Origin of the sequence: Phenylobacterium sp. (assembly GCF_030697305.1) — a bacterium.
Taxonomy (GTDB): Bacteria; Pseudomonadota; Alphaproteobacteria; order Caulobacterales; family Caulobacteraceae; genus Phenylobacterium.
This window is the reverse complement of the sequence record NZ_JAUYQL010000004.1, coordinates 24,467-42,195: the sequence shown is the minus strand read 5'-3', so window position 1 is coordinate 42,195 and position 17,729 is coordinate 24,467. Positions and strand designations below refer to the sequence as shown.

21 protein-coding genes are annotated in these 17,729 nt (G+C 68.0%); 2 read left to right on the top strand and 19 right to left on the bottom strand.

The features are described from left to right. Nucleotides 1-85: 85 nt before the first annotated feature. The 6 genes from Q8R27_RS00355 to Q8R27_RS00330 form a co-directional block, all read right to left on the bottom strand. Nucleotides 86-508 (bottom strand): MerR family transcriptional regulator, encoded by a 423-nt coding sequence (locus Q8R27_RS00355; RefSeq protein ID WP_305697140.1) that lies wholly within the window; start codon nt 506-508, stop codon nt 86-88. Between the two features lie 14 nt (nt 509-522). Continuing rightward, entirely contained in the window at nt 523-825 is a 303-nt protein-coding gene (locus tag Q8R27_RS00350; RefSeq protein ID WP_305597118.1) for an integration host factor subunit alpha, read from the bottom strand. A gap of 90 nt (nt 826-915) precedes the next feature. Beyond that, nucleotides 916-1,896: a beta-ketoacyl-ACP synthase III gene (locus Q8R27_RS00345; protein WP_305697139.1), complete on the bottom strand. Its 981-nt coding sequence runs from the start codon at nt 1,894-1,896 to the stop codon at nt 916-918. Then, a complete protein-coding gene (gene plsX / locus Q8R27_RS00340; protein WP_305697138.1) occupies nt 1,893-2,951 on the bottom strand; it encodes a phosphate acyltransferase PlsX in 1,059 nt (352 codons plus the stop codon). The genes Q8R27_RS00345 and plsX overlap by 4 nt, the downstream gene beginning before the upstream one ends. Nucleotides 2,952-3,065: 114 nt before the next feature. Continuing rightward, nucleotides 3,066-3,584, bottom strand: coding sequence for a DUF177 domain-containing protein (locus Q8R27_RS00335; RefSeq protein ID WP_305697137.1), 519 nt, complete (start codon nt 3,582-3,584; stop codon nt 3,066-3,068). Further along, on the bottom strand, nt 3,581-4,111 hold the full coding sequence (locus Q8R27_RS00330) for a ubiquinol-cytochrome C chaperone family protein (protein ID WP_305697136.1): 531 nt from the start codon (nt 4,109-4,111) through the stop codon (nt 3,581-3,583). Before Q8R27_RS00330 ends, Q8R27_RS00335 begins: the two co-directional genes overlap by 4 nt. A gap of 113 nt (nt 4,112-4,224) precedes the next feature. Between Q8R27_RS00330 and Q8R27_RS00325 the strand changes: the two genes are divergently transcribed. Further along, a complete protein-coding gene (locus Q8R27_RS00325) occupies nt 4,225-4,713 on the top strand; it encodes an outer membrane protein assembly factor BamE (RefSeq protein ID WP_305697135.1) in 489 nt (162 codons plus the stop codon). Between the two features lie 84 nt (nt 4,714-4,797). Here the strand turns inward: Q8R27_RS00325 and Q8R27_RS00320 are convergent, their stop codons facing one another. The 9 genes from Q8R27_RS00320 to glyA form a co-directional block, all read right to left on the bottom strand. Continuing rightward, entirely contained in the window at nt 4,798-6,924 is a 2,127-nt protein-coding gene (locus Q8R27_RS00320; RefSeq protein ID WP_305697134.1) for a sodium-translocating pyrophosphatase, read from the bottom strand. 180 nt (nt 6,925-7,104) lie between these two features. Continuing rightward, nucleotides 7,105-7,548 (bottom strand): hypothetical protein, encoded by a 444-nt coding sequence (locus Q8R27_RS00315; protein WP_305697133.1) that lies wholly within the window; start codon nt 7,546-7,548, stop codon nt 7,105-7,107. A 49-nt stretch (nt 7,549-7,597) separates the two neighbouring features. Then, the gene (gene thiL / locus Q8R27_RS00310) at nt 7,598-8,587 is read right to left on the bottom strand and encodes a thiamine-phosphate kinase (protein ID WP_371134625.1); all 990 of its coding nucleotides are present in this window, start codon (nt 8,585-8,587) and stop codon (nt 7,598-7,600) included. Further along, nucleotides 8,547-8,996: a transcription antitermination factor NusB gene (nusB, locus tag Q8R27_RS00305; RefSeq protein WP_305697131.1), complete on the bottom strand. Its 450-nt coding sequence runs from the start codon at nt 8,994-8,996 to the stop codon at nt 8,547-8,549. The genes thiL and nusB overlap by 41 nt, the downstream gene beginning before the upstream one ends. Further along, nucleotides 8,993-9,457 carry a 6,7-dimethyl-8-ribityllumazine synthase gene (gene ribH / locus Q8R27_RS00300; RefSeq protein WP_305597102.1) on the bottom strand — a complete coding sequence of 155 codons (465 nt, stop codon included), beginning with the start codon at nt 9,455-9,457 and terminating at the stop codon, nt 8,993-8,995. The genes nusB and ribH overlap by 4 nt, the downstream gene beginning before the upstream one ends. Nucleotides 9,458-9,488: 31 nt before the next feature. After that, a complete protein-coding gene (locus tag Q8R27_RS00295; RefSeq protein WP_305697130.1) occupies nt 9,489-10,079 on the bottom strand; it encodes a riboflavin synthase in 591 nt (196 codons plus the stop codon). After that, nucleotides 10,080-10,739, bottom strand: coding sequence for a RibD family protein (locus Q8R27_RS00290; RefSeq protein ID WP_305697129.1), 660 nt, complete (start codon nt 10,737-10,739; stop codon nt 10,080-10,082). It abuts the gene before it with no gap. 33 nt (nt 10,740-10,772) lie between these two features. After that, nucleotides 10,773-11,246: a transcriptional regulator NrdR gene (gene nrdR, locus Q8R27_RS00285; RefSeq protein WP_305697128.1), complete on the bottom strand. Its 474-nt coding sequence runs from the start codon at nt 11,244-11,246 to the stop codon at nt 10,773-10,775. Nucleotides 11,247-11,296: 50 nt separating this feature from the next. Then, nucleotides 11,297-12,604 carry a serine hydroxymethyltransferase gene (gene glyA, locus Q8R27_RS00280; protein WP_371134624.1) on the bottom strand — a complete coding sequence of 436 codons (1,308 nt, stop codon included), beginning with the start codon at nt 12,602-12,604 and terminating at the stop codon, nt 11,297-11,299. A gap of 169 nt (nt 12,605-12,773) precedes the next feature. Here glyA and Q8R27_RS00275 point away from each other — a divergent pair, with 169 nt between their 5' ends. Beyond that, the gene (locus Q8R27_RS00275; protein WP_305697127.1) at nt 12,774-13,208 is read left to right on the top strand and encodes a MucR family transcriptional regulator; all 435 of its coding nucleotides are present in this window, start codon (nt 12,774-12,776) and stop codon (nt 13,206-13,208) included. Here the strand turns inward: Q8R27_RS00275 and hemA are convergent. The 4 genes from hemA to Q8R27_RS00255 all read right to left on the bottom strand — a co-directional run bounded on the left by hemA (nt 13,205) and on the right by Q8R27_RS00255 (nt 17,599). Further along, nucleotides 13,205-14,431 (bottom strand): 5-aminolevulinate synthase, encoded by a 1,227-nt coding sequence (gene hemA, locus Q8R27_RS00270; RefSeq protein ID WP_305697126.1) that lies wholly within the window; start codon nt 14,429-14,431, stop codon nt 13,205-13,207. The genes Q8R27_RS00275 and hemA overlap by 4 nt on opposite strands. Before the next feature lie 166 nt (nt 14,432-14,597). After that, the gene (locus Q8R27_RS00265) at nt 14,598-15,365 is read right to left on the bottom strand and encodes a class I SAM-dependent methyltransferase (RefSeq protein ID WP_305697125.1); all 768 of its coding nucleotides are present in this window, start codon (nt 15,363-15,365) and stop codon (nt 14,598-14,600) included. A 48-nt stretch (nt 15,366-15,413) separates the two neighbouring features. Next, nucleotides 15,414-16,463, bottom strand: coding sequence for an enoyl-CoA hydratase/isomerase family protein (locus Q8R27_RS00260; protein ID WP_305697124.1), 1,050 nt, complete (start codon nt 16,461-16,463; stop codon nt 15,414-15,416). Next, nucleotides 16,460-17,599: an isobutyryl-CoA dehydrogenase gene (locus Q8R27_RS00255; protein WP_305697123.1), complete on the bottom strand. Its 1,140-nt coding sequence runs from the start codon at nt 17,597-17,599 to the stop codon at nt 16,460-16,462. The genes Q8R27_RS00260 and Q8R27_RS00255 overlap by 4 nt, the downstream gene beginning before the upstream one ends. Between the last annotated feature and the right edge of the window lie 130 nt (nt 17,600-17,729).

The following is a 17,729-nucleotide window of genomic DNA, read 5'->3' as shown; positions in this document are numbered from 1 at the left end:
CGCTCCGACACCTCTGTGCGAGGCCGGCCCTTATAGGCAGGGGCGCAAAACGCGGCAATGCTAAAACGGGCGGGCGTCCTCAGCCTCAGCGCCGCAGCAGGGCGTCGAGCCTGGCCTGCGCCGCTTCCAGCGCCCCCAGCGCCTCGCTCAGGCGTGCGCGCGAGCCGGCGTCCAACGCCTCGCCAGGCGTGGCCTCAAGGTCGAGAATCATTTCAGCAGACGCCAAGGGCGCGGCCTCACCCTGCCCGGCGGCGGCGAGGCGCTTCAGCCCCTCCTCGCGGTGCAGCCGCTGCACGCCCTTGATGGTGTAGCCGTCCTCATAGAGCAGACGGCGCACGCCGCGCAGGATGGCGACGTCCTGCGGCCGGTAGAAGCGTCGGCCGCCGGCCCGCTTCATCGGGCGGATGAATGAGAACTTGGTCTCCCAGAATCGCAGCACGTGCTGGGGCACGTTCAGCTCTTCGGCAGCCTCGGATATCGTCCGAAAGGCGTCCGGGCCCTTGGCCACGCGCTAGAGCGCCCTCACCGCAACAGGGCGCGGTCGACCCGCGCCTTCATGACCTGGGAGGCGCGGAAGCCGATCACGCGCCGGGGTTCGATCGCCGCCGGCTCGCCGGTCTTGGGATTGCGGCCCATGCGCGCGCGCTTGGCGCGGACCTGGAATACGCCGAATCCGGAAAGCTTGACCTGTTCGCCCTTTTCCAGGGCCTGGGTCATCAGTTCGAGCACCCGCTCGACCAGTTCACCGCAATCCTGGCGGGTAAGGCCCACTTCTTCATGGACCGCCTCGCACAGGTCGGCCCGCGTTACTGTCGCGCCCTTCATTCTCGCCCCTGCCCCGGACTCTCGTCCGCCTCTTTCTGACGTGAATGTCGCATCAGGTCAAAGACTTCTAGCTGCGCATTGGCCGGTCGCCTAAAGGCGGACCACGCACGCGCCCCAGGTCAGCCCACCGCCCATCGCCTCGAGCAGCAAGAGTTGTCCTGGCTTGATCCGGCCGTCGGCGATCGCCTGGTCCATGGCCAGCGGAATCGAGGCGGCCGAGGTGTTGGCGTGGGTGGCCACTGTGGACACCACCTTGGCGGGATCGATGCCCAGGCGCTTGGCCACACCCTCCAGGATCCGCTGGTTCGCCTGGTGGGGGATGAACCAGTCGACGTCGGCAACATCCACGCCAGCGTCGGCGGCGGCGGCCAGCACGGCCTCGGAGATATTCACCACCGCGTGGCGGAACACCTGGTTGCCCTGCATTCGCAGCTTGCCGATGTCGCCGCTCGTCGACACGCCGCCGTCGACGTAGAGCAGATCCTGCTTGGTCCCGTCAGCGCGCAAGGCAAATCCCAGCAGGCCTCGATCGTTGGTGTCGCCCTTGCCTTCGCCGGGCTCCAGCACCACCGCGCCGGCGCCATCGCCGAACAACACGCAGGTGCCGCGGTCCGTCCAGTCCATCAGCCGGGTCATGGTCTCGGCCCCAATCACCAGGGCGCAGCGACTGCGGCCCCGCGCCACGAAGCCGTCGGCCACCGAGAGCGCATAGACGAAGCCCGAGCATACCGCCTGCACATCGAAGGCGACGCCGATCGGCGCGCCCAGTTTGCGCTGCACGATGGTGGCGGTGGCGGGAAAGGTCAGATCGGGCGTGGTGGTGCCGACGACAATCAGGTCGACCTCCGCAGCGGTGCGCCCCGCCGCCGCCAGGGCCCGCTGGGCCGCCACCAGCGCCAGGTCGGAGACCGCCTGCTCTGGCGCCGCGCGATGGCGGGCGTGGATGCCAGTGCGCTCGACGATCCAGTCGTCGGTGGTGTCGACGAACTTGGCGAGGTCGTCGTTGGTGACCACCTCATCGGGAAGATAGCCACCCACGCCGGTGACCACGCTACGCGTTACAGTGTTCAAGTACTGGCTCCATCGCCGGGCGCAGGATGGGACTCAGCCATGGCGGCCGGGAGCTTTCCCATATTCCTTTCGATCTCGGCCGCGAAGTCGCTTTGCGCCAGATCGGCTGCGACCCGCAGCGCCAGGGCGAAGTCGCGCTCGCTCGCGCCGCCGTGGCACTTCACGACGATGCCGTTGAGGCCCAGCAGCGGCGCGGCCGGCGGCGGATTGAGCCGCTCGCTCAGTCTGCGCAGGGCGCCCTGCGCCAGGAACGCGCCCGCACTCGCCATGACGCCCGAGGTCAGCGCCGCGCGCAGCTCGTCCTTGATGAACCGCGCCGCGCCCTCGGCGGTCTTCAAGGCCACGTTGCCGGTGAACCCGTCAGTGACGATCACATCGACCACGCCGCGGGTCAGGTCGTCGCCCTCCACGAAGCCGTGGTAGTTCATGTCCAGCCGGCCCTCGCGCAGGATGCGATGGGCCTCGCGGACCTCGCCGTGGCCCTTCATCTCCTCGGAGCCGACGTTCAGCAGGCCGATGGTCGGGCGCGCCACGCCGTGCGCAGCGCGGTGGTAGGCCTCGCCTAGGATCGCGAACTCCACCAGCCGCTCGGCGTCGCAGTCGACGTTGGCGCCCACGTCCAAGAAGGTGGTCACCCCACGCACGCTGGGCCAGCCGACGACCAGCGGCGGGCGGTCGAGGTCGGCGCTCATCCGCAGGATCAGCTTTGAGATCGCCATCAGCGCGCCGGTGTTGCCGGCAGAGACCGCGGCCGTGGCCTCGCCTGTTTTCACTGCCTCGACGGCGTTCCACATCGAGGTGCCTTTGCCGCGGCGCAGGGCCTGGGCAGGCTTCTCGTCCATGGCGATGACGCGGTCGGCGTGACGCACTTCGCAACGGGCGGCCAATGTAGGCAGCCGAGCAAGCTCGGCCTTCAGCCGCGCTTCGTCTCCGTGCAGCAGGAAGCGGACATGGGGGCCCATCGAAGTGGCCGCGCGGGCCACTGCCGGCGCCGTCACCGGCGGACCGTGGTCTCCGCCCATGGCGTCGACCGATATCACCAGGGATTGGCTCAAGACGTCGCCCAAAATCCCCCCTCAGCGACCTCGCCGCCTGTCCTGCGGGACGATACAATGCGACCGGCTCGATGCAAGCTCGCCCGCGAACCATGATTTTCCAAATAGATAGGCCTATCCCTTTGGATCCTGCAGCCGTTTGAGCACAGCGAAGGGCGAGTCGTCTTCCGGTCCGGCGTCGAACTCGAAGTTCACGCCCGGCTTTCGCGGAAACGGATCCACCTCCAGCGCGAGGTGCTCGAACACATAGGCCGCCAGGTCGATGGCGTCGCCGGCCAGGACGTCCGGCGGATCCGGCGCCTCGAGGTCCAGCTCCATCTCGGAATCCTCGTCCGGCGCGTGCGGGCTGCCGGCTGGCACCACCTGGACCTCGAAGGCCCCAGACAGCGGCTGTTCGAAATCCTCCAGGGTGACCCCGCAGGTCTGCTCCACCTGCGCCTGGAAGCGGCCGATGATCTCGGCGCCGTCCAGCCAGGGGCGGACCTCCAGCTCGACGCGCAGGGCTGGCAGGCTGACCACGTCGATCTGGCGGGCGATCTGCGCACGCTGCTCGGCGTCGGGTTCGAGGACCACGGTGCGCGGACCCTGCGACAGCTCGCCCAGGCGCATCATCCCCGACCAGGCGGCGGTCACGGGGCGGCCCAGCCAGCATCGCCGGCGATCAGCGATTCGGTCGGCCGCGCGAGCAGCGCATCGCGCTCGGCGAGCACGTGGGCGATCAGCGCATCCACCGGCGCATCCTCGGCCTCGGCGTAGACGGTGCGGACGAGCAGTGCGCGCAACGGCTCTACATCCGGCAGGATCTCGAACGCCGCGGCGTATGACTTCACCCGACCGTAGAAGGCTTCGCCCAGCCGGCGCATCTTCTTGCCCACCGACAGGTCGCCGACTCCCATCTCGCGCAAAGCATGGTCCAGCGCCTTCACATAGGTGTCGAACAGCGCCTGGGAGACGTCGGAGGCCGCGGCCCCCTGCCCGCGGAGGCGATCCAGCAGCAGCACCACGTGCAGGGTGTAGATCTCGAACCGGCCCTCGACGGTGTCGGGTGCGGCCAGGGCCCCATAGAGCGCGGGATTGCGCGAACGCGCCACGGCGGCGGCGTACAGCGCACGGCCGGCGGCGGTCGCCGACCTAGGCCGGAAGAAGCGTTCCAGGAGCATGCGGCGGTTTGAGCCTCGTTTTCGCCCGAGCCCAGGGCTAAGGCGGCATTGAACTAAGCGGCGGCGGGCGATAGGTCAAAGTCTCACAGTAAATGAACCGGGTCCCCTGTCCGATGTTTCGACGCGCCGCCTACGCCGTGCTCGCCGCCAGCCTGCTTGCTGCGACGGCGTGCGCGCCGATCACCAGCTATTCCGGCTTCCAGGCGATCGACGCCAATCCGAAGGACGTGAAGGCCGGGACCGACACCAAATCCACCGTGCGCACCAAGCTGGGGTCGCCATCGATCCAGTCCACCTTCGATCCGAACGTCTGGTACTACATCAATCAGACCAAGGCTCGGGTCGCGTTCCGCCGCCCGCAGGTCACCGCCCGCAACATCACCGCCATCACCTTCAACAAAGACAGCGAGGCGGTGGAGGCGGTCGACAATTTCACTCTGAAGGACGGCAAGGTCATCGCCTTCAACGGCCGCGAGACGCCGACCCGCGGCCGCGAGATGACCATCCTGGAGCAGTTGCTGGGCAACGTAGGCGCCGGCGGCATGCTGCCGCGCGACGACGACGACGGCGTCCCGGGCACCCGCCCTGGCGACAACCGCTAAACGCACCGCCACCCAGACGAAACGAAAGACGCCCCGCGGATCGCTCCGCGGGGCGCTTGTGTGTTCGGCCTTGCGGCGGCCGGATCAGCCGATGACGCCGTGCGCCAGCATCGCCAGCAGCAGCAGGGCGACGATGTTGGTGATCTTGATCATCGGGTTCACCGCGGGGCCCGCGGTGTCCTTATAGGGATCGCCGACCGTGTCGCCGGTCACCGCCGCCTTGTGGGCTTCGGATCCCTTGCCGCCGTAGTGCCCCTCTTCGATCAGCTTCTTGGCGTTGTCCCAGGCGCCGCCGCCCGAGGTCATCGAGATGGCGACGAACAGGCCGGTGACGATCACGCCCATGAGCATCGCGCCCAGGGAGGCGAAGCCGTTCACCTTGCCGGCGATGGCGGTGATCACGAAGAACAGCACGATCGGCGAGAACACCGGCAGCAGCGAGGGGACGATCATCTCCTTGATCGCGGCCTTGGTGAGGATGTCCACGGCGCGGCCGTACTCGGGCTTCACCTCGCCCGTCATGATGCCCGGGTTCTCGCGGAACTGGCGACGCACCTCTTCCACGACGCTTTCGGCGGCGCGGCCCACGGCGGTCATCGACATGCCGCCGAACAGGAAGGGCAACAGGCCGCCGAACAGCAGGCCGACCACCACGTAGGGGTTCGACAGGTCGAAGGCGACGTGGCCCAGGCCGTAGAAGAACGAGTTCACGTCCGTCGTCGTGGAGAAGTACTTCAGATCCTCGGTGTAGGCCGCGAACAGCACCAGGGCGCCCAGGCCCGCCGAACCGATCGCGTAACCCTTGGTGACCGCCTTGGTGGTGTTGCCAACCGCGTCGAGCGCGTCGGTGGCGACGCGAACGTCGGCCGGCAGGCCGGCCATCTCGGCGATGCCGCCGGCGTTGTCGGTGACCGGGCCAAAGGCGTCGAGAGCGACGATAAAGCCGGCCAGCGACAGCATGGCGGTAGTGGCGATGGCGATGCCGAACAGGCCCGCGAGGTTATAGGTGACGATGATGCCGACGATGATCGTCAGCGCCGGCAGAGCGGTGGACTCCAGCGACATCGCCAGGCCCTGGATGACGTTGGTGCCGTGCCCCGACACAGAGGCCTTGGCGACCGACTTCACAGGCCGGAACCCTGTGCCGGTGTAGTACTCGGTGATCACCACGATCGCCGCGGTGACGATCAGACCGGTGACGCCGCACCAGAACAGGCTCATGGCGTCGAAGCTGACGCCGTTCACCGTCATCGGCGCGGTGACCAGCTTGGTGATGACGAAATAGAGCGCCGCGACCGACAGCACGCCGGTGACGATCAGGCCCTGATAGAGCGCGCCCATGATGTTCTTGGACTTGCCCAGGCGTACGAAGAAAGTGCCGATGATCGAGGTGATGATGCAAACGCCGCAAATCGCCAGCGGCAGCAGCATCATGTTGCCGACTTCCGGCAGGCCGCGGAAGAAGATCGCGGCCAGCACCATGGTGGCGACCGTGGTCACCGCGTAGGTCTCGAACAGGTCGGCGGCCATGCCGGCGCAGTCGCCGACGTTGTCGCCCACGTTGTCGGCGATGGTGGCCGCGTTGCGCGGGTCGTCTTCGGGAATGCCCGCCTCGACCTTGCCGACCATGTCGCCGCCGACGTCGGCACCCTTGGTGAAGATGCCGCCGCCCAGACGGGCGAAGATCGAGATCAGCGATGCGCCGAAGCCCAGCGCCACCAGGCTGTCGACCACGTCACGGCTGGTGTTCTCCAGGCCGAGCGGGCCGGTCAACACGCCGTAGTAGCCGGCGACACCGATTAGGGCGAAGCCCGCCACCAGCATGCCGGTCACCGCGCCCGAACGGAACGCGAGCGACAGGCCGCGCTCAAGGCTTTCGCTGGCGGCCTGGGCGGTGCGCACATTGGCCCGCACCGAGATCAGCATCCCAGCGAAGCCCGCCGCACCCGACAGGATCGCGCCGATCGCGAAGCCCACGGCGGCCAACGGGCCGATCAGGATGGCGACCGCGATCAGCACCACGACGCCGACGATGGCGATGGCGGTGTATTGGCGCCGCAGATAGGCCTGCGCGCCTTCCTGGATGGCCGCCGCGATCTCCTGCATGCGCGCGTTGCCGGGTGATGCCCGCAACAAACTCGCGGTCTGGAGGATGCCGTAAAGCACCGCCAGGAAGCCGGCGACGATCACCAGCGTAAGCGTTAGACTCATGTTTAAAGCGCCCCTTTAGCGTTTCCACGGAGGGGCCAATCGCCGTTCTACGCGGCTACCGGCTTTAGACGGCCCCTCAATTCACTCCCAGTCCAGGCCTTTGTCAGGCCCGATCCCAATACGGCGCAGACCCTGCCAAAGTTGGCTTGCAGGCGCAACGCCCCATAGGAATTGCAGTTTTCATGACTGTCCGGGCGCCGCGCGCGGCGTCGGCACGCCGGTGCGTCGCTTCGGCGCCTGCGACGTGACCACCACCGATCGCACCATGCCGGGCCCGGCGATGGCTACGGCCTCGCGTTGCAGCGTCGATGTCAGCCGGCCTACGTCGACCACCATGTAGTCGTCGGCCTTGGTGAACGGCGTGCGATGGCCGGCGCGCACCAGGGCGTCGCGAAAGTACGGTTCCTTCTCGCGCAGCTTCACCGAATTGGCCCCGGTGGTCAGGTTGATCCTCACATAGACGAAGACGTAGTTGACCAGTTGGCCCCGCACCACGATCGGCAGGGCCACGGGCGACAGGTCGACGTACTGGCCGACCTCGACCTTGGCTTCCTTCTTCTCGCTCGCGAGAGCGGGCGACGTGGCGCAGGCGAGCGCGGCGGCGAGGAGCGTGCGTCTGAACATCCTGCGGAGCTAAACCGCATATGGTTTCCGCAACCTTGCGCCAGCGCACTCAGCCGTGCCGCCAGCCGCCGGGACCGGCGTCAACCGGCCGTCCATCGACGAAGGTCGTCACGCCCGTGCCTGCGATCATCTCGCCGATCTGGGTCAGGCCCATTCCTTCGGCCTGGTGGGGTGCGGCCGTACAAACGACCTCGTAGTCGTCGCCGCCCGTCGCCAGCTCGATCAGTCCGCGCGCGCGGTCAGGCTGGGCGGCTAGCCACGACGCGGCCTGCGGCGACAGCGGGATGCGATCGAGGTCCAGGCGCACGCCAAGCCCGCTGGCCGTGGCGATGTGGCCGGCGTCAGCCACCAGCCCGTCGGAAACGTCGGCCGCTGCGCTGGCGCGGGCCAGCAACAGCGGGCGCAGATCCAGGCGCGGTTGCGGCAACCTGTAGCGCCCGACCAGGTAACCGTCAGGGTCGGCGATCTCGCCCCGCGCCGCAGCCAGCCCCAGCCAACCGTCGCCAATCGTGCCGCTCACCAGCACCTGGTCGCCGGCTTTCGCGCCAGCGCGGCGCACCATGGTCCCGTTCGCGACCCAGCCCAGCATGGTCACGCTGGCGGTGAGCGGCCCCGCGCTCGACACCGTGTCGCCGCCCAGCAGCTTCAGATCGAAGGCCGCGCCGTCCAGGTCCAGGCCCGCGGCGAAGCGCGCTCGCCCCTGCGCTGCGTAGTCTTTCGGCCAGGCGATCGCGAGGAAGTAGCCGAACGGCTCGGCCGCCTTCGCCGCCAGGTCCGACAGGTTGGCGCGCAGCAGCTTGCGCGCGATCAGCGCCGGGTCCTCGCCCACCGGCGTGTGGACGCCTTCGACCACAGCGTCCTTGGTGATCACCAGGTCGAAGCCGATGCGCGAGGGAATAGCTGCGGCGTCGTCGAGCAGCTCGAAGGCCTCGGGCGCGCCGCGGGTCAGCGGGCGGAACAGGCGCGCGATCTCGCCGAATTCCGCGTCGGGACGCTCGCTAGCGGCGGACATCCTGCGCCACCGCGTCCAGGGCGCCATTGACGAACCCAGGCTCGGAGCCCTCGAAGAACGACTTGGCCAGTTCGACGTACTCGTCGATCACCACCTCGGTGGGAACGTCCAGACGATGCGCCAGCTCGAAGGCGCCGGCCCGCAGGATCGCGCGCACCGTGGCGTCCAGCCGCTCCAGCCGCCAGTTCTGCGCCAGCCGTTTGACGATGGAGGAGTCCACCGCCGACTGACTCTCGACGACACCGCGCACCAGCTCGGCGAAGAATCCTTCGTCAGCCCCGGCCATGGCCTCGCCTTCGATGTCGCGGTCGAAGCGATGCTCGGAGAATTCGCGGATCACCGTCTCGGCGCCCGCGCCGGCGGCCTCCATCTGATAGAGCGCCTGGACCGCGGCGAGCCTGGCGACGGAGCGGGCCTGTCGCGGCAGGCCGTTCATCGGGTCTGGCCGAGCAGGCGGCGCTTCAGGGCGACCATCTCCAGGGCCGCGCGCGCTGCGCCGCCGCCCTTGTCGCCCTCGCTGGCGCGTGCCCTGGCCCAGGCCTGCGCCTCGTCCTCGACGGTCAGGATGCCGTTGCCGATCGCCAGGCGCCGGCCGGTCGCCAGCTCCATCAACCCGCGGGCCGATTCGTTGGAGACGATCTCGAAGTGATAGGTCTCGCCGCGGATTACCGTGCCCAAGGCCACATAGCCGTCGTAGGCGAAGCCGGCCGGACGGTGACCGCCCTCCTCGGCGATGGCGATCGCGCCCGGGATCTCGAGTGCGCCCGGCACGCTGATCACTTCATACTCGGCGTCATGGGCGGTGATCACATCGACCGCCGATTTAAGCAGCTCGTCGGCCAGGTCGGAATAGAAGCGCGCCTCGACGATGAGGATGCGGATTTTTTCTTCGATCATGCTTTCGGGTCCTTCGCGCGCGAGCGACGCTTTAGGCCGTTTCGCGCCAGCGGGCGAGATAGCGGGCCAACATGTCGATCTCGAGGTTCACCCGCACGCCCGGCGCAAGCGCGTCGAGCGTCGTCACTTCCCAGGTATGCGGAATCAGGTTGACGCCAAAGACATCGTCCTCGACCTCGTTGACGGTCAGCGACACGCCTTCGACGGCGATCGAGCCTTTCGACGCGATATAGCGGTGCAACGGCCGTGGAACGCGGATGCGCACGCGTCGCGATCCGCCCTCGGCGATCACCGACAACACCTCGCCCACGCCGTCCACATGGCCTGAGACGATGTGGCCGCCCAGCTCGTCGCCGACCTTGGCCGCACGTTCCAGATTGACCGGGCGGCCCTCCGTCCAGTCTCCCAGGGTGCTTGCGCTCAGCGTCTCTCCGGACACCTCGACGGCGAACCAGGTGTCGCCTTTGTCGACCACCGTCAGGCAGCATCCGGCGTGACTGATCGAGGCGCCGATGTCGATGCCGGCCACCTCGAAGGCGGTTTCGATCTCGAACCTACGGTCGCGGTCGGTGTCGCGCACGGCGCGCACGCGTCCCACGTCGGTGACGATGCCGGTGAACATTCAGATCCTCTCGTAACGTTCCCACAGGTCGTCGCCCAGGGCGACGGCGTCAACCCTGCGAAAGCGCGGCGCATCGGCCAGCGACGTCAGCGCCAGCGCGCCGACCGCCGGCCGGCCCTCTCCGCCTAGGGTCATCGGGGCGCGGAACCACTCCAGCGCGTCGACAAGCCCGCAGCGCAGGAAGCTGGCGGCCACCTGCCCGCCGCCTTCGACAAACAAGCGCTTCAGTCCCTCGCCGCCCAGCGCCGCTGCTACAGCATGGAGATCAGGCCGTTCCTCGCCCAGCGCATCGACCTGCAGCACTCGGACGCCCGCCGCGACCAGCCTCGGCTGCGGCGGCGTGGTGGAGACCACGTAGGTGCGGATCTGACGCGCCGTGGACACCAGCCGGCAGCCATCGGGCAATCGCTGGCGGCTGTCGAGCACCACGCGGGCGGGCGCGCGGCCGCTCCATCCGGCCAGGCGCACGGTCAGGTCGGGATCGTCGGCCAGCGCCGTCTCGACGCCGACCAGAACCGCGTCGTGCTCGCTGCGCAGCTGGTGGACGACTTCGCGGGCCTGGGCGCCGGTTATCCAGCGACTCTCGCCAGACGCCGTGGCGATGCGCCCGTCCAGCGACGTCGCAAGCTTCAAAGTGATGTGGCTTACGGATTGGTTCAACGCTCAACGACCCTTTGTTGGCCGTCCGGCGATCTAGCGCTCATCCTCGGGGCCATCGTTGAGCCCTTCTTGACCGAGGAACCGCGCGAAATCCTCGGTCTCGCGGAAATCGCGATAGACGCTGGCGTAGCGGACGTAGGCGACGTCATCGAGCGCCTTGAGCGATTTCATCACCAGTTCGCCGACGACGCTGGACGGCAGCTCGGTTTCGCCCTGGCTCTCAAGCTGGCGGGTGATGGCGTTGACCATCCGCTCCACGCGTTCGGGATCGACGGGACGCTTGCGCGTGGCGATAGAGATCGAGCGGACCAGCTTCTCGCGATCGAACGGCGTGCGGCGACCGCTGCGCTTGACGATCGTCAGCTCGCGCAGTTGCACGCGCTCGAAGGTGGTGAACCGGCCGCCGCACTCCGGGCACAGGCGACGACGGCGGATCGAGGCGCCGTCTTCCGACGGACGGCTGTCCTTCACCTGGCTCTCGGCGTGTCCGCAGAATGGGCATCGCATGATGTGGCCCCTCCGCGTCCACAGTCCCCTATTAGGAGTACCTTCCCCTATTAGCCATAGATGGGGAAGCGTTTGGTGACCGCCACAACCTCGCCGTGCACCCGAGCCTCGACCGCGGCGTTGTCGCCGCCGGCCGCGACTCCGTCCAGGACCTCGCCGATCCACTGGCCGACTTGGCGGAATTCCTCCGGGCCGAAACCGCGCGTGGTGCCGGCCGGCGTGCCGACCCGTAGGCCGGAGGTCTGCATAGGCGGCAGCGGGTCGTTGGGGATGTTGTTCTTGTTGGTGGTGATGCCCGCGCGCTCCAGGGCCACCTCCGCGTCGGCGCCGCTGACCCCCTTCGGCGTCAGGTCGACAAGCATCAGGTGGCTGTCGGTGCCGTTGGAGACGATCTTGAACCCGGCGCGCTGCAGGCTCTCGGCCAGGGCCTTGGCGTTGGCCTTCACCGCCTGGGCGTAGGCCTTGAACTCGGGCCGCAGCGCCTCGCCGAAGGCGACGGCCTTGCCGGCGATGGCGTGCATCAGCGGTCCGCCTTGCAGGCCGGGGAACACGGCCGAATCGATCTTCCGGGCCAGCTTCTTGTCGTTGGTCAGGATCATCGCGCCGCGCGGCCCGCGCAGGGTCTTGTGCGTCGTGGTGGTGACGATGTGCGCGTGCGGGAACGGGTTCGGATATTCGCCCGCGACGATCAGGCCCGCATAGTGGGCGACGTCGGCCATCAGGATGGCGCCGCACTTGTCTGCGATCTGGCGGAACCGGGCGAAGTCGAACTCACGCGAATAGGCCGTGGCGCCGGCGATGATCACCTTCGGCCGTTCGGCCATGGCGGTCTCTTCGGCCTGGTCGTAGTCGATCAGGTGATCCTGCGGACGCACCCCATAGGCCACCGGCCGGAACCACTTGCCCGACTGGTTGACGCTCTTGCCATGCGTCAGGTGTCCGCCGTGGTCCAGATTCATGCCCATGAAGGTGTCGCCCGGCGACATGGTCGCCATGAACACCGCCTGATTCGCCTGACTGCCGGAGTGCGGCTGGACGTTGGCGTACTCACAGCCGAACAGTTGCTTGGCCCGATCGATGGCCAGGGTCTCGACGATGTCGACGATCTCGCAGCCGCCGTAGTAGCGCTTGCCCGGATAGCCTTCGGCGTACTTGTTGGTGAGCACCGAGCCCTGCGCATCGAGCACCGCGCGCGAGACGATGTTCTCCGAAGCGATCAGTTCGATCTGCTCCTGCTGGCGCTGCAGTTCGCCGGCCAGAACCTGGGCCACGGCCGGGTCGGACTGGGCGACCCCTTGCGAGAAGAAGGCGTCGTTCGAGGGTTGTTCCGAGGATTGGGCTTTGACGTGCAGGGTCACGGGCGGACCTTTCGGCTGAGGTTCGCGCGCTCTTTACCCTTAAGCGCGCCGCGATCCAACGGTCGCGGGAACAATGCCGCATCATGATCGTTGTCGCTTCCGCCGGGGGTGGAGGTGATCGACGACGCCCACCCGTCCGTTTGCGCCGCGTTTTTGGTGAGGTGAGCCTATGAGCATGACATCCGGTCCGGAGACGATTTCGGACGAGTCGTTCATGCGGCTGGCCGCCGATGTGGTCGCCGCCTACGTCACCCGCAACCAGGTGGCGCCTGACGGCGTCGCTCCACTGATCCGCACTGTCCACCAGGCTTTGCAGGGCCTGGGCCAGACCGAAGCGCCGATCCCAGAGGAACGGCCGAAGCCCGCGGTTCCGATCAGCAAGTCCGTCCAGCACGAATTCATCGTCTGCCTGGAGGACGGCAAGAAGCTGAAGATGCTGAAGCGCTATCTGCGCTCGCGATTCGACATGAGCCCGGACGACTATCGCCGGCGCTGGGGCCTCGCGCCCGATTATCCGATGGTCGCGCCGGCTTACGCAGCGCGGCGCAGCGAGTTCGCCAAGCAGATCGGCCTGGGACGCGGCGTGCGTCGGCGCGGCGCCTAGGCCGCGACGCCGCCGACGCGAGCGATGTTGCAGCGGACCCAGAGCGCTTCGAGCGCGCAGGCGAGATCTTCGATCATCGCCTCGGTGTGCGCCGGCGACGGCGTGAAGCGCAGCCGTTCGGTTCCGCGCGGCACCGTCGGGTAGTTGATCGGCTGCACATAAATCCCGTGATCCTCGAGCAGGATGTCGGAGATCACCTTGGTGTGGATGGCGTCGCCCACCAGCACCGGCACGATATGGCTTTGCGAGGCCATCACCGGCAGGCCGACCTTGGCGAGACGCGCCTTGAGCTGAGCCGCGCGCGCCTGATGGGCCACACGCACCTCGTCATGCGCCTTCAGCCAACGGATCGAGGCCAGCGCGCCGGCGGCCAGGGCCGGCGGAAGCGAGGTCGTGAAGATGAACCCGTGCGCATACGATCGGATCGCGTCGACGATCACCGCGTCGGCGGCGATGTAGCCGCCCATGACGCCGAACGCCTTGGCCAGCGTGCCCTCGACGATGTCGATCTGGTCCATCACCCCGTCGCGCTCGGCGACGCCGGCGCCGCGCGGCCCGTACATGCCGACGGCGTGGACCTCGTCCAGATAGGTCATGGCGCCGTACTTCTTGGCCAGGGCCACGATCGCCGCCATCGGCGCGATGTCGCCGTCCATCGAATAGACGCTCTCGAAGGCGATCAGCTTCGGCGCGCCCTCGGGCGCCGCGGCCAACAGGTCTTCGAGGTGCTCCAGGTCATTGTGCCGAAACACGTGGCGCGGACCGCCGCCGTTGCGGATGCCCGAGATCATCGAGTTGTGGTTGTTGGCGTCGGAGAACACCTCCAGCCCGGGCAGGATCCGGTACAGCGTCGACAGCGACGCGTCGTTCGACACGTAGCCCGAGGTGAACAGCAGCGCGGCCTGCTTGCCGTGCAGGTCGGCGAGCTCGGCCTCCAGTTCCACGTGGTAGTGCGTCGTGCCGGAGATGTTGCGTGTTCCGCCCGAACCCGCGCCCGCCTCGTCGATGGCGCGCTTCATCGCCTCGGTGACCACAGGGTTCTCGCCCTGGCCCAGGTAATCATTCGAGCACCACACCACCACGTCGCGCACCGAGCCGTCGCCGCGCGTCCAGGTGGCGCGCGGATAGGAACCGCGATGACGCTTCAGGTCGGCGAACACCCGATAGCGGCCCTCGCCGCGTATCCGGTCCAGCGCTTGCTCGAACGCCTGAGTGTAATCCATCAGCCTTGAACCCCGTCCGTGCGCAAGCCGGCAGGCGTTGCGCGACGGCCCCACAAAAAGAGGCGCATTTTCGTCCGCGGGCTTTTCGCACCACCCATGGCCGTTGTCCACAATACCACGCCTTGCGCCCGCGCGGCGTGAGGCCGCGCAGGCGCTGGCGCACGGGCTATTTCGGCTTGCGGAACCGGTAGACGAACTGATCGGTGTGGCCGCGTATCTTCGGGTCGAACACCGGCAGGGTGTGATCGTCGGCGGAGTTGCGCAGCATCGGGCTCTCGCCGTCGAAGGTGAATCCTGCGGCGATCACCTCGCTTTTGACCACCTGCGGATCGATCCGGTGCAGGGTGTCGACGACCTCGAGCGGCGCGCCAGGGCTGGCCGCGTGGTCCAGGACGATGAACAGACCGCCGGGCTTCAAAGCGTCGAACACCGCCTTGTTGACCTTGGCGACGTCAGTGGGCGGACGCCCCGGACGCGTCCCGTGCAGGTCATGGTAATTCTGCGAGGTCCAGATCACGTCTGCCTTGGTCGGCAACACCAGGGTCTCGAATGGCGTCGTCACGACTTCGATGTTGCCGTAGGCGGGGTCGGCGGCGACCGCTCGGATTGCGGGCGGTGTCGCGGCCTCGGCCTGGGCTGGCGTGATGATCGCATAGACCTTGCCGGCGCTGCCGACCGTCTTGGCGAAGATCCGCGTGAAATAGCCGCCGCCGGGCAGCAAGTCGCCGACCGTCTGGCCAGGCGCAACCTCGGCGAACGCCAGCATGTCCATCGGCCGTCGATCGGCGTCTCGGGCCGAATCGGTCGCGGGGCGAGACTTGTCGGCGACTGCCGCGGCGACGTAGGCGGGCGGGGCCGCGGCGTTCTGGGCGTTCGCCGCCCCCGCCGTCAAGGCCAGGACGGCGACAGCCGCCAAAAGCAGATCACGCGCCATGAACACCTCCCCAAATCGGCGGGCGCCATGGCCGGCGCCGCGTCGGCCTCACGCCAGCGGGGACCATTCCTCGTCCGGCGGCAACGGCGCGAAGATCGCGTCGAGCATGGCAGGCGTAACGCCGGCCAAGCTTGTCGGCTCCCATCGCGGTTTATTGTCCTTGTCGACGATCACCGCGCGCACGCCTTCGATGAAGTCGTGGCGCTGCACGACCCGCGCGGCGATCCGATACTCCATGCGCATGTTGTCGGCGAACGACGGCGCACGCGCGCCCTCGGCCATCTGGCGCAGGGTGACCTTCAAGGTCTGCGGCGATTTCGACGCCAGCGCGGCGGACTGCGCCTTGGCCCAGTCCGAACCGTCGGCCTCCAGAGCCGCCACGATGCCCTCGACGCTGTCGCCGGTGAAGATCCTGGCGATCTGATCCTGGTGTTCCGCCAGCGGCGGCGACCCGGCGTCACCTTGAAACCGCTTCAGGGTCGTCTCGATCGCATCCGGGTCGGCGATGATCGCGGCCTTCAACTCGGCGATCCGGTCGCTGTCGACGAAGTGGGTGGCGATGCCCAGCAGTTCGCAATCGGCCGCCTTGACCCGCGATCCGGTGAGCGCCAGCCACAAGCCCATCTGGTCGGGCATGTGCGGCAGGTGCCAGCCGCCGCCGACGTCCGGGAACAGGCCGATGCCGGTTTCCGGCATGGCGAAGTTCGTACGTTCCGTGGCCACCCGGTAGCGCGCCGGCAGCGACAGGCCGACGCCGCCGCCCATCGTCACCCCGTCGAGGATCGCCACGACCGGCTTCTCGTACTCGAACAGCAGGTGATCGAGCCGGTATTCGGTGAAAAAGAAGGCCCGCGCCGCGCGGCCGTTCCCGGCCCCGCTTTCGGCCAGCATGCGGATGTCCCCGCCGGCGCAGAAGCCGCGCTCGCCGGAGTGGTCCAGAAGCACCAGAGAGACAGCAGGATCCGAACGCCACGCCAGCAGCGCGTCGGTCATCGCCTGGCACATGGTCAGCGTCAGCGCGTGCAGCGCCTGCGGGCGGTTCAAGGTCAGTCGGCCGACGCGCCCTTCGACACGCACCAGCACTTCGGGTTCGCTCATTGACGCAGCAGCTCGCGCGAAATGATCACCCGCATAATCTCGTTGGTCCCCTCTAGGATCTGGTGCACCCGAAGATCGCGCACGATGCGTTCCAGCGGCAGGTCACGCAGATAGCCGTATCCGCCGTGCAATTGCAGCGCTTGATTGGCGACCTCGAAGCCGGCGTCGGTGGCGAAGCGCTTGGCCATGGCGCAATACTGGGTGGCGGCCGGATCGCGGGCGTCCATGGCGGCGGCGGCGCGACGCACCATCAGGCGCGCGGCCTCGAGCTCGGTGGCCATGTCGGCCAGCCGGAACTGCAGCGCCTGGAATTCCTTCAGCGCGCGGCCGAACTGTTTGCGCGTGTTGAGCTGGGCGATCGACAGGTCGAGCGCGGCCTGGGCGCCGCCCAGCGAGCAGGAGGCGATGTTCACCCGTCCGCCGTCCAGCCCGGCCATGGCAATGCGAAACCCCTCGCCCTCCCCGCCGACCATGTTGGCGGCCGGCACGCGGACATCGTCGAAGTTCACCTGGGCGGTGGGCTGGGCGTTCCAGCCCATTTTGCGTTCCTGGGCCCCGAACGTCAGGCCCGGCGTGCCGTTCTCCACCAGGAAGGCCGAGACGCCGCTTGCGCCCGCGCCGCCCGTGCGCGCCATCACCAGATAGACGTCCGAGACCCCGCCGCCGGAGATGAACGCCTTGGCGCCGTTCAGCACATAGTCGTCGCCATCGCGCCGGGCGCTGGTCGAAAGCGACGCGGCGTCGGACCCGGCGCCGGGCTCCGTCAGGCAGTAGCTGCCGACCAGCTCCATGGTCGTCAGTCTGGGCAGGAAGCGTTGGCGCAGCGCGTCGGCGCCGAACCGGTCGACCATCCAGGAGACCATGTTGTGGATCGACAGAAAGGCCGCTGTCGCCACGTCGCCCTGTGACAGCTGCTCGAACACGAGCGAGGCGTCGAGGCGTGTCAGGCCGGAACCGCCGACGTCCTCCTTGACGTAGAGCCCGGCGAAACCCAGAGCCGCGGCGCTGCGCAGCACATCGACCGGAAAGTGCTTCTCCTCGTCCCAGCGCGCGGCGTGGGGCGCCATCTCGCCGGCAGCGAAATCGCGCGCGGCGTCCTGAATGGCGCGCTGATCCTCGTTGAGCGTGAAATCCATGTTCCCTAACGTCCGCCTTTTCGCAGCTCGCGCGGTCCTGTCGGGCTGGCGAGTCGCGAGAGACTGAAGACGTCTTTCGCCGATAATCGCAACAGGCGACGATCCGCTTGCCTGCGACCGTCCGATCGGT

Coding starts and splice junctions, on each gene's coding strand:
- Q8R27_RS00350 (WP_305597118.1), bottom strand. CDS start 825: ATGAAGGGCGCGACAGTAACGCGGGCCGACCTGTGCGAGGCGGTCCAT.
- Q8R27_RS00330 (WP_305697136.1), bottom strand. CDS start 4,111: ATGCTCCTGGAACGCTTCTTCCGGCCTAGGTCGGCGACCGCCGCCGGC.
- Q8R27_RS00325 (WP_305697135.1), top strand. CDS start 4,225: ATGTTTCGACGCGCCGCCTACGCCGTGCTCGCCGCCAGCCTGCTTGCT.
- Q8R27_RS00320 (WP_305697134.1), bottom strand. CDS start 6,924: ATGAGTCTAACGCTTACGCTGGTGATCGTCGCCGGCTTCCTGGCGGTG.
- Q8R27_RS00315 (WP_305697133.1), bottom strand. CDS start 7,548: ATGTTCAGACGCACGCTCCTCGCCGCCGCGCTCGCCTGCGCCACGTCG.
- thiL (WP_371134625.1), bottom strand. CDS start 8,587: ATGGCGCCCTGGACGCGGTGGCGCAGGATGTCCGCCGCTAGCGAGCGT.
- nusB (WP_305697131.1), bottom strand. CDS start 8,996: ATGAACGGCCTGCCGCGACAGGCCCGCTCCGTCGCCAGGCTCGCCGCG.
- ribH (WP_305597102.1), bottom strand. CDS start 9,457: ATGATCGAAGAAAAAATCCGCATCCTCATCGTCGAGGCGCGCTTCTAT.
- Q8R27_RS00295 (WP_305697130.1), bottom strand. CDS start 10,079: ATGTTCACCGGCATCGTCACCGACGTGGGACGCGTGCGCGCCGTGCGC.
- nrdR (WP_305697128.1), bottom strand. CDS start 11,246: ATGCGATGCCCATTCTGCGGACACGCCGAGAGCCAGGTGAAGGACAGC.
- Q8R27_RS00275 (WP_305697127.1), top strand. CDS start 12,774: ATGAGCATGACATCCGGTCCGGAGACGATTTCGGACGAGTCGTTCATG.
- hemA (WP_305697126.1), bottom strand. CDS start 14,431: ATGGATTACACTCAGGCGTTCGAGCAAGCGCTGGACCGGATACGCGGC.
- Q8R27_RS00265 (WP_305697125.1), bottom strand. CDS start 15,365: ATGGCGCGTGATCTGCTTTTGGCGGCTGTCGCCGTCCTGGCCTTGACG.
- Q8R27_RS00260 (WP_305697124.1), bottom strand. CDS start 16,463: ATGAGCGAACCCGAAGTGCTGGTGCGTGTCGAAGGGCGCGTCGGCCGA.
- Q8R27_RS00255 (WP_305697123.1), bottom strand. CDS start 17,599: ATGGATTTCACGCTCAACGAGGATCAGCGCGCCATTCAGGACGCCGCG.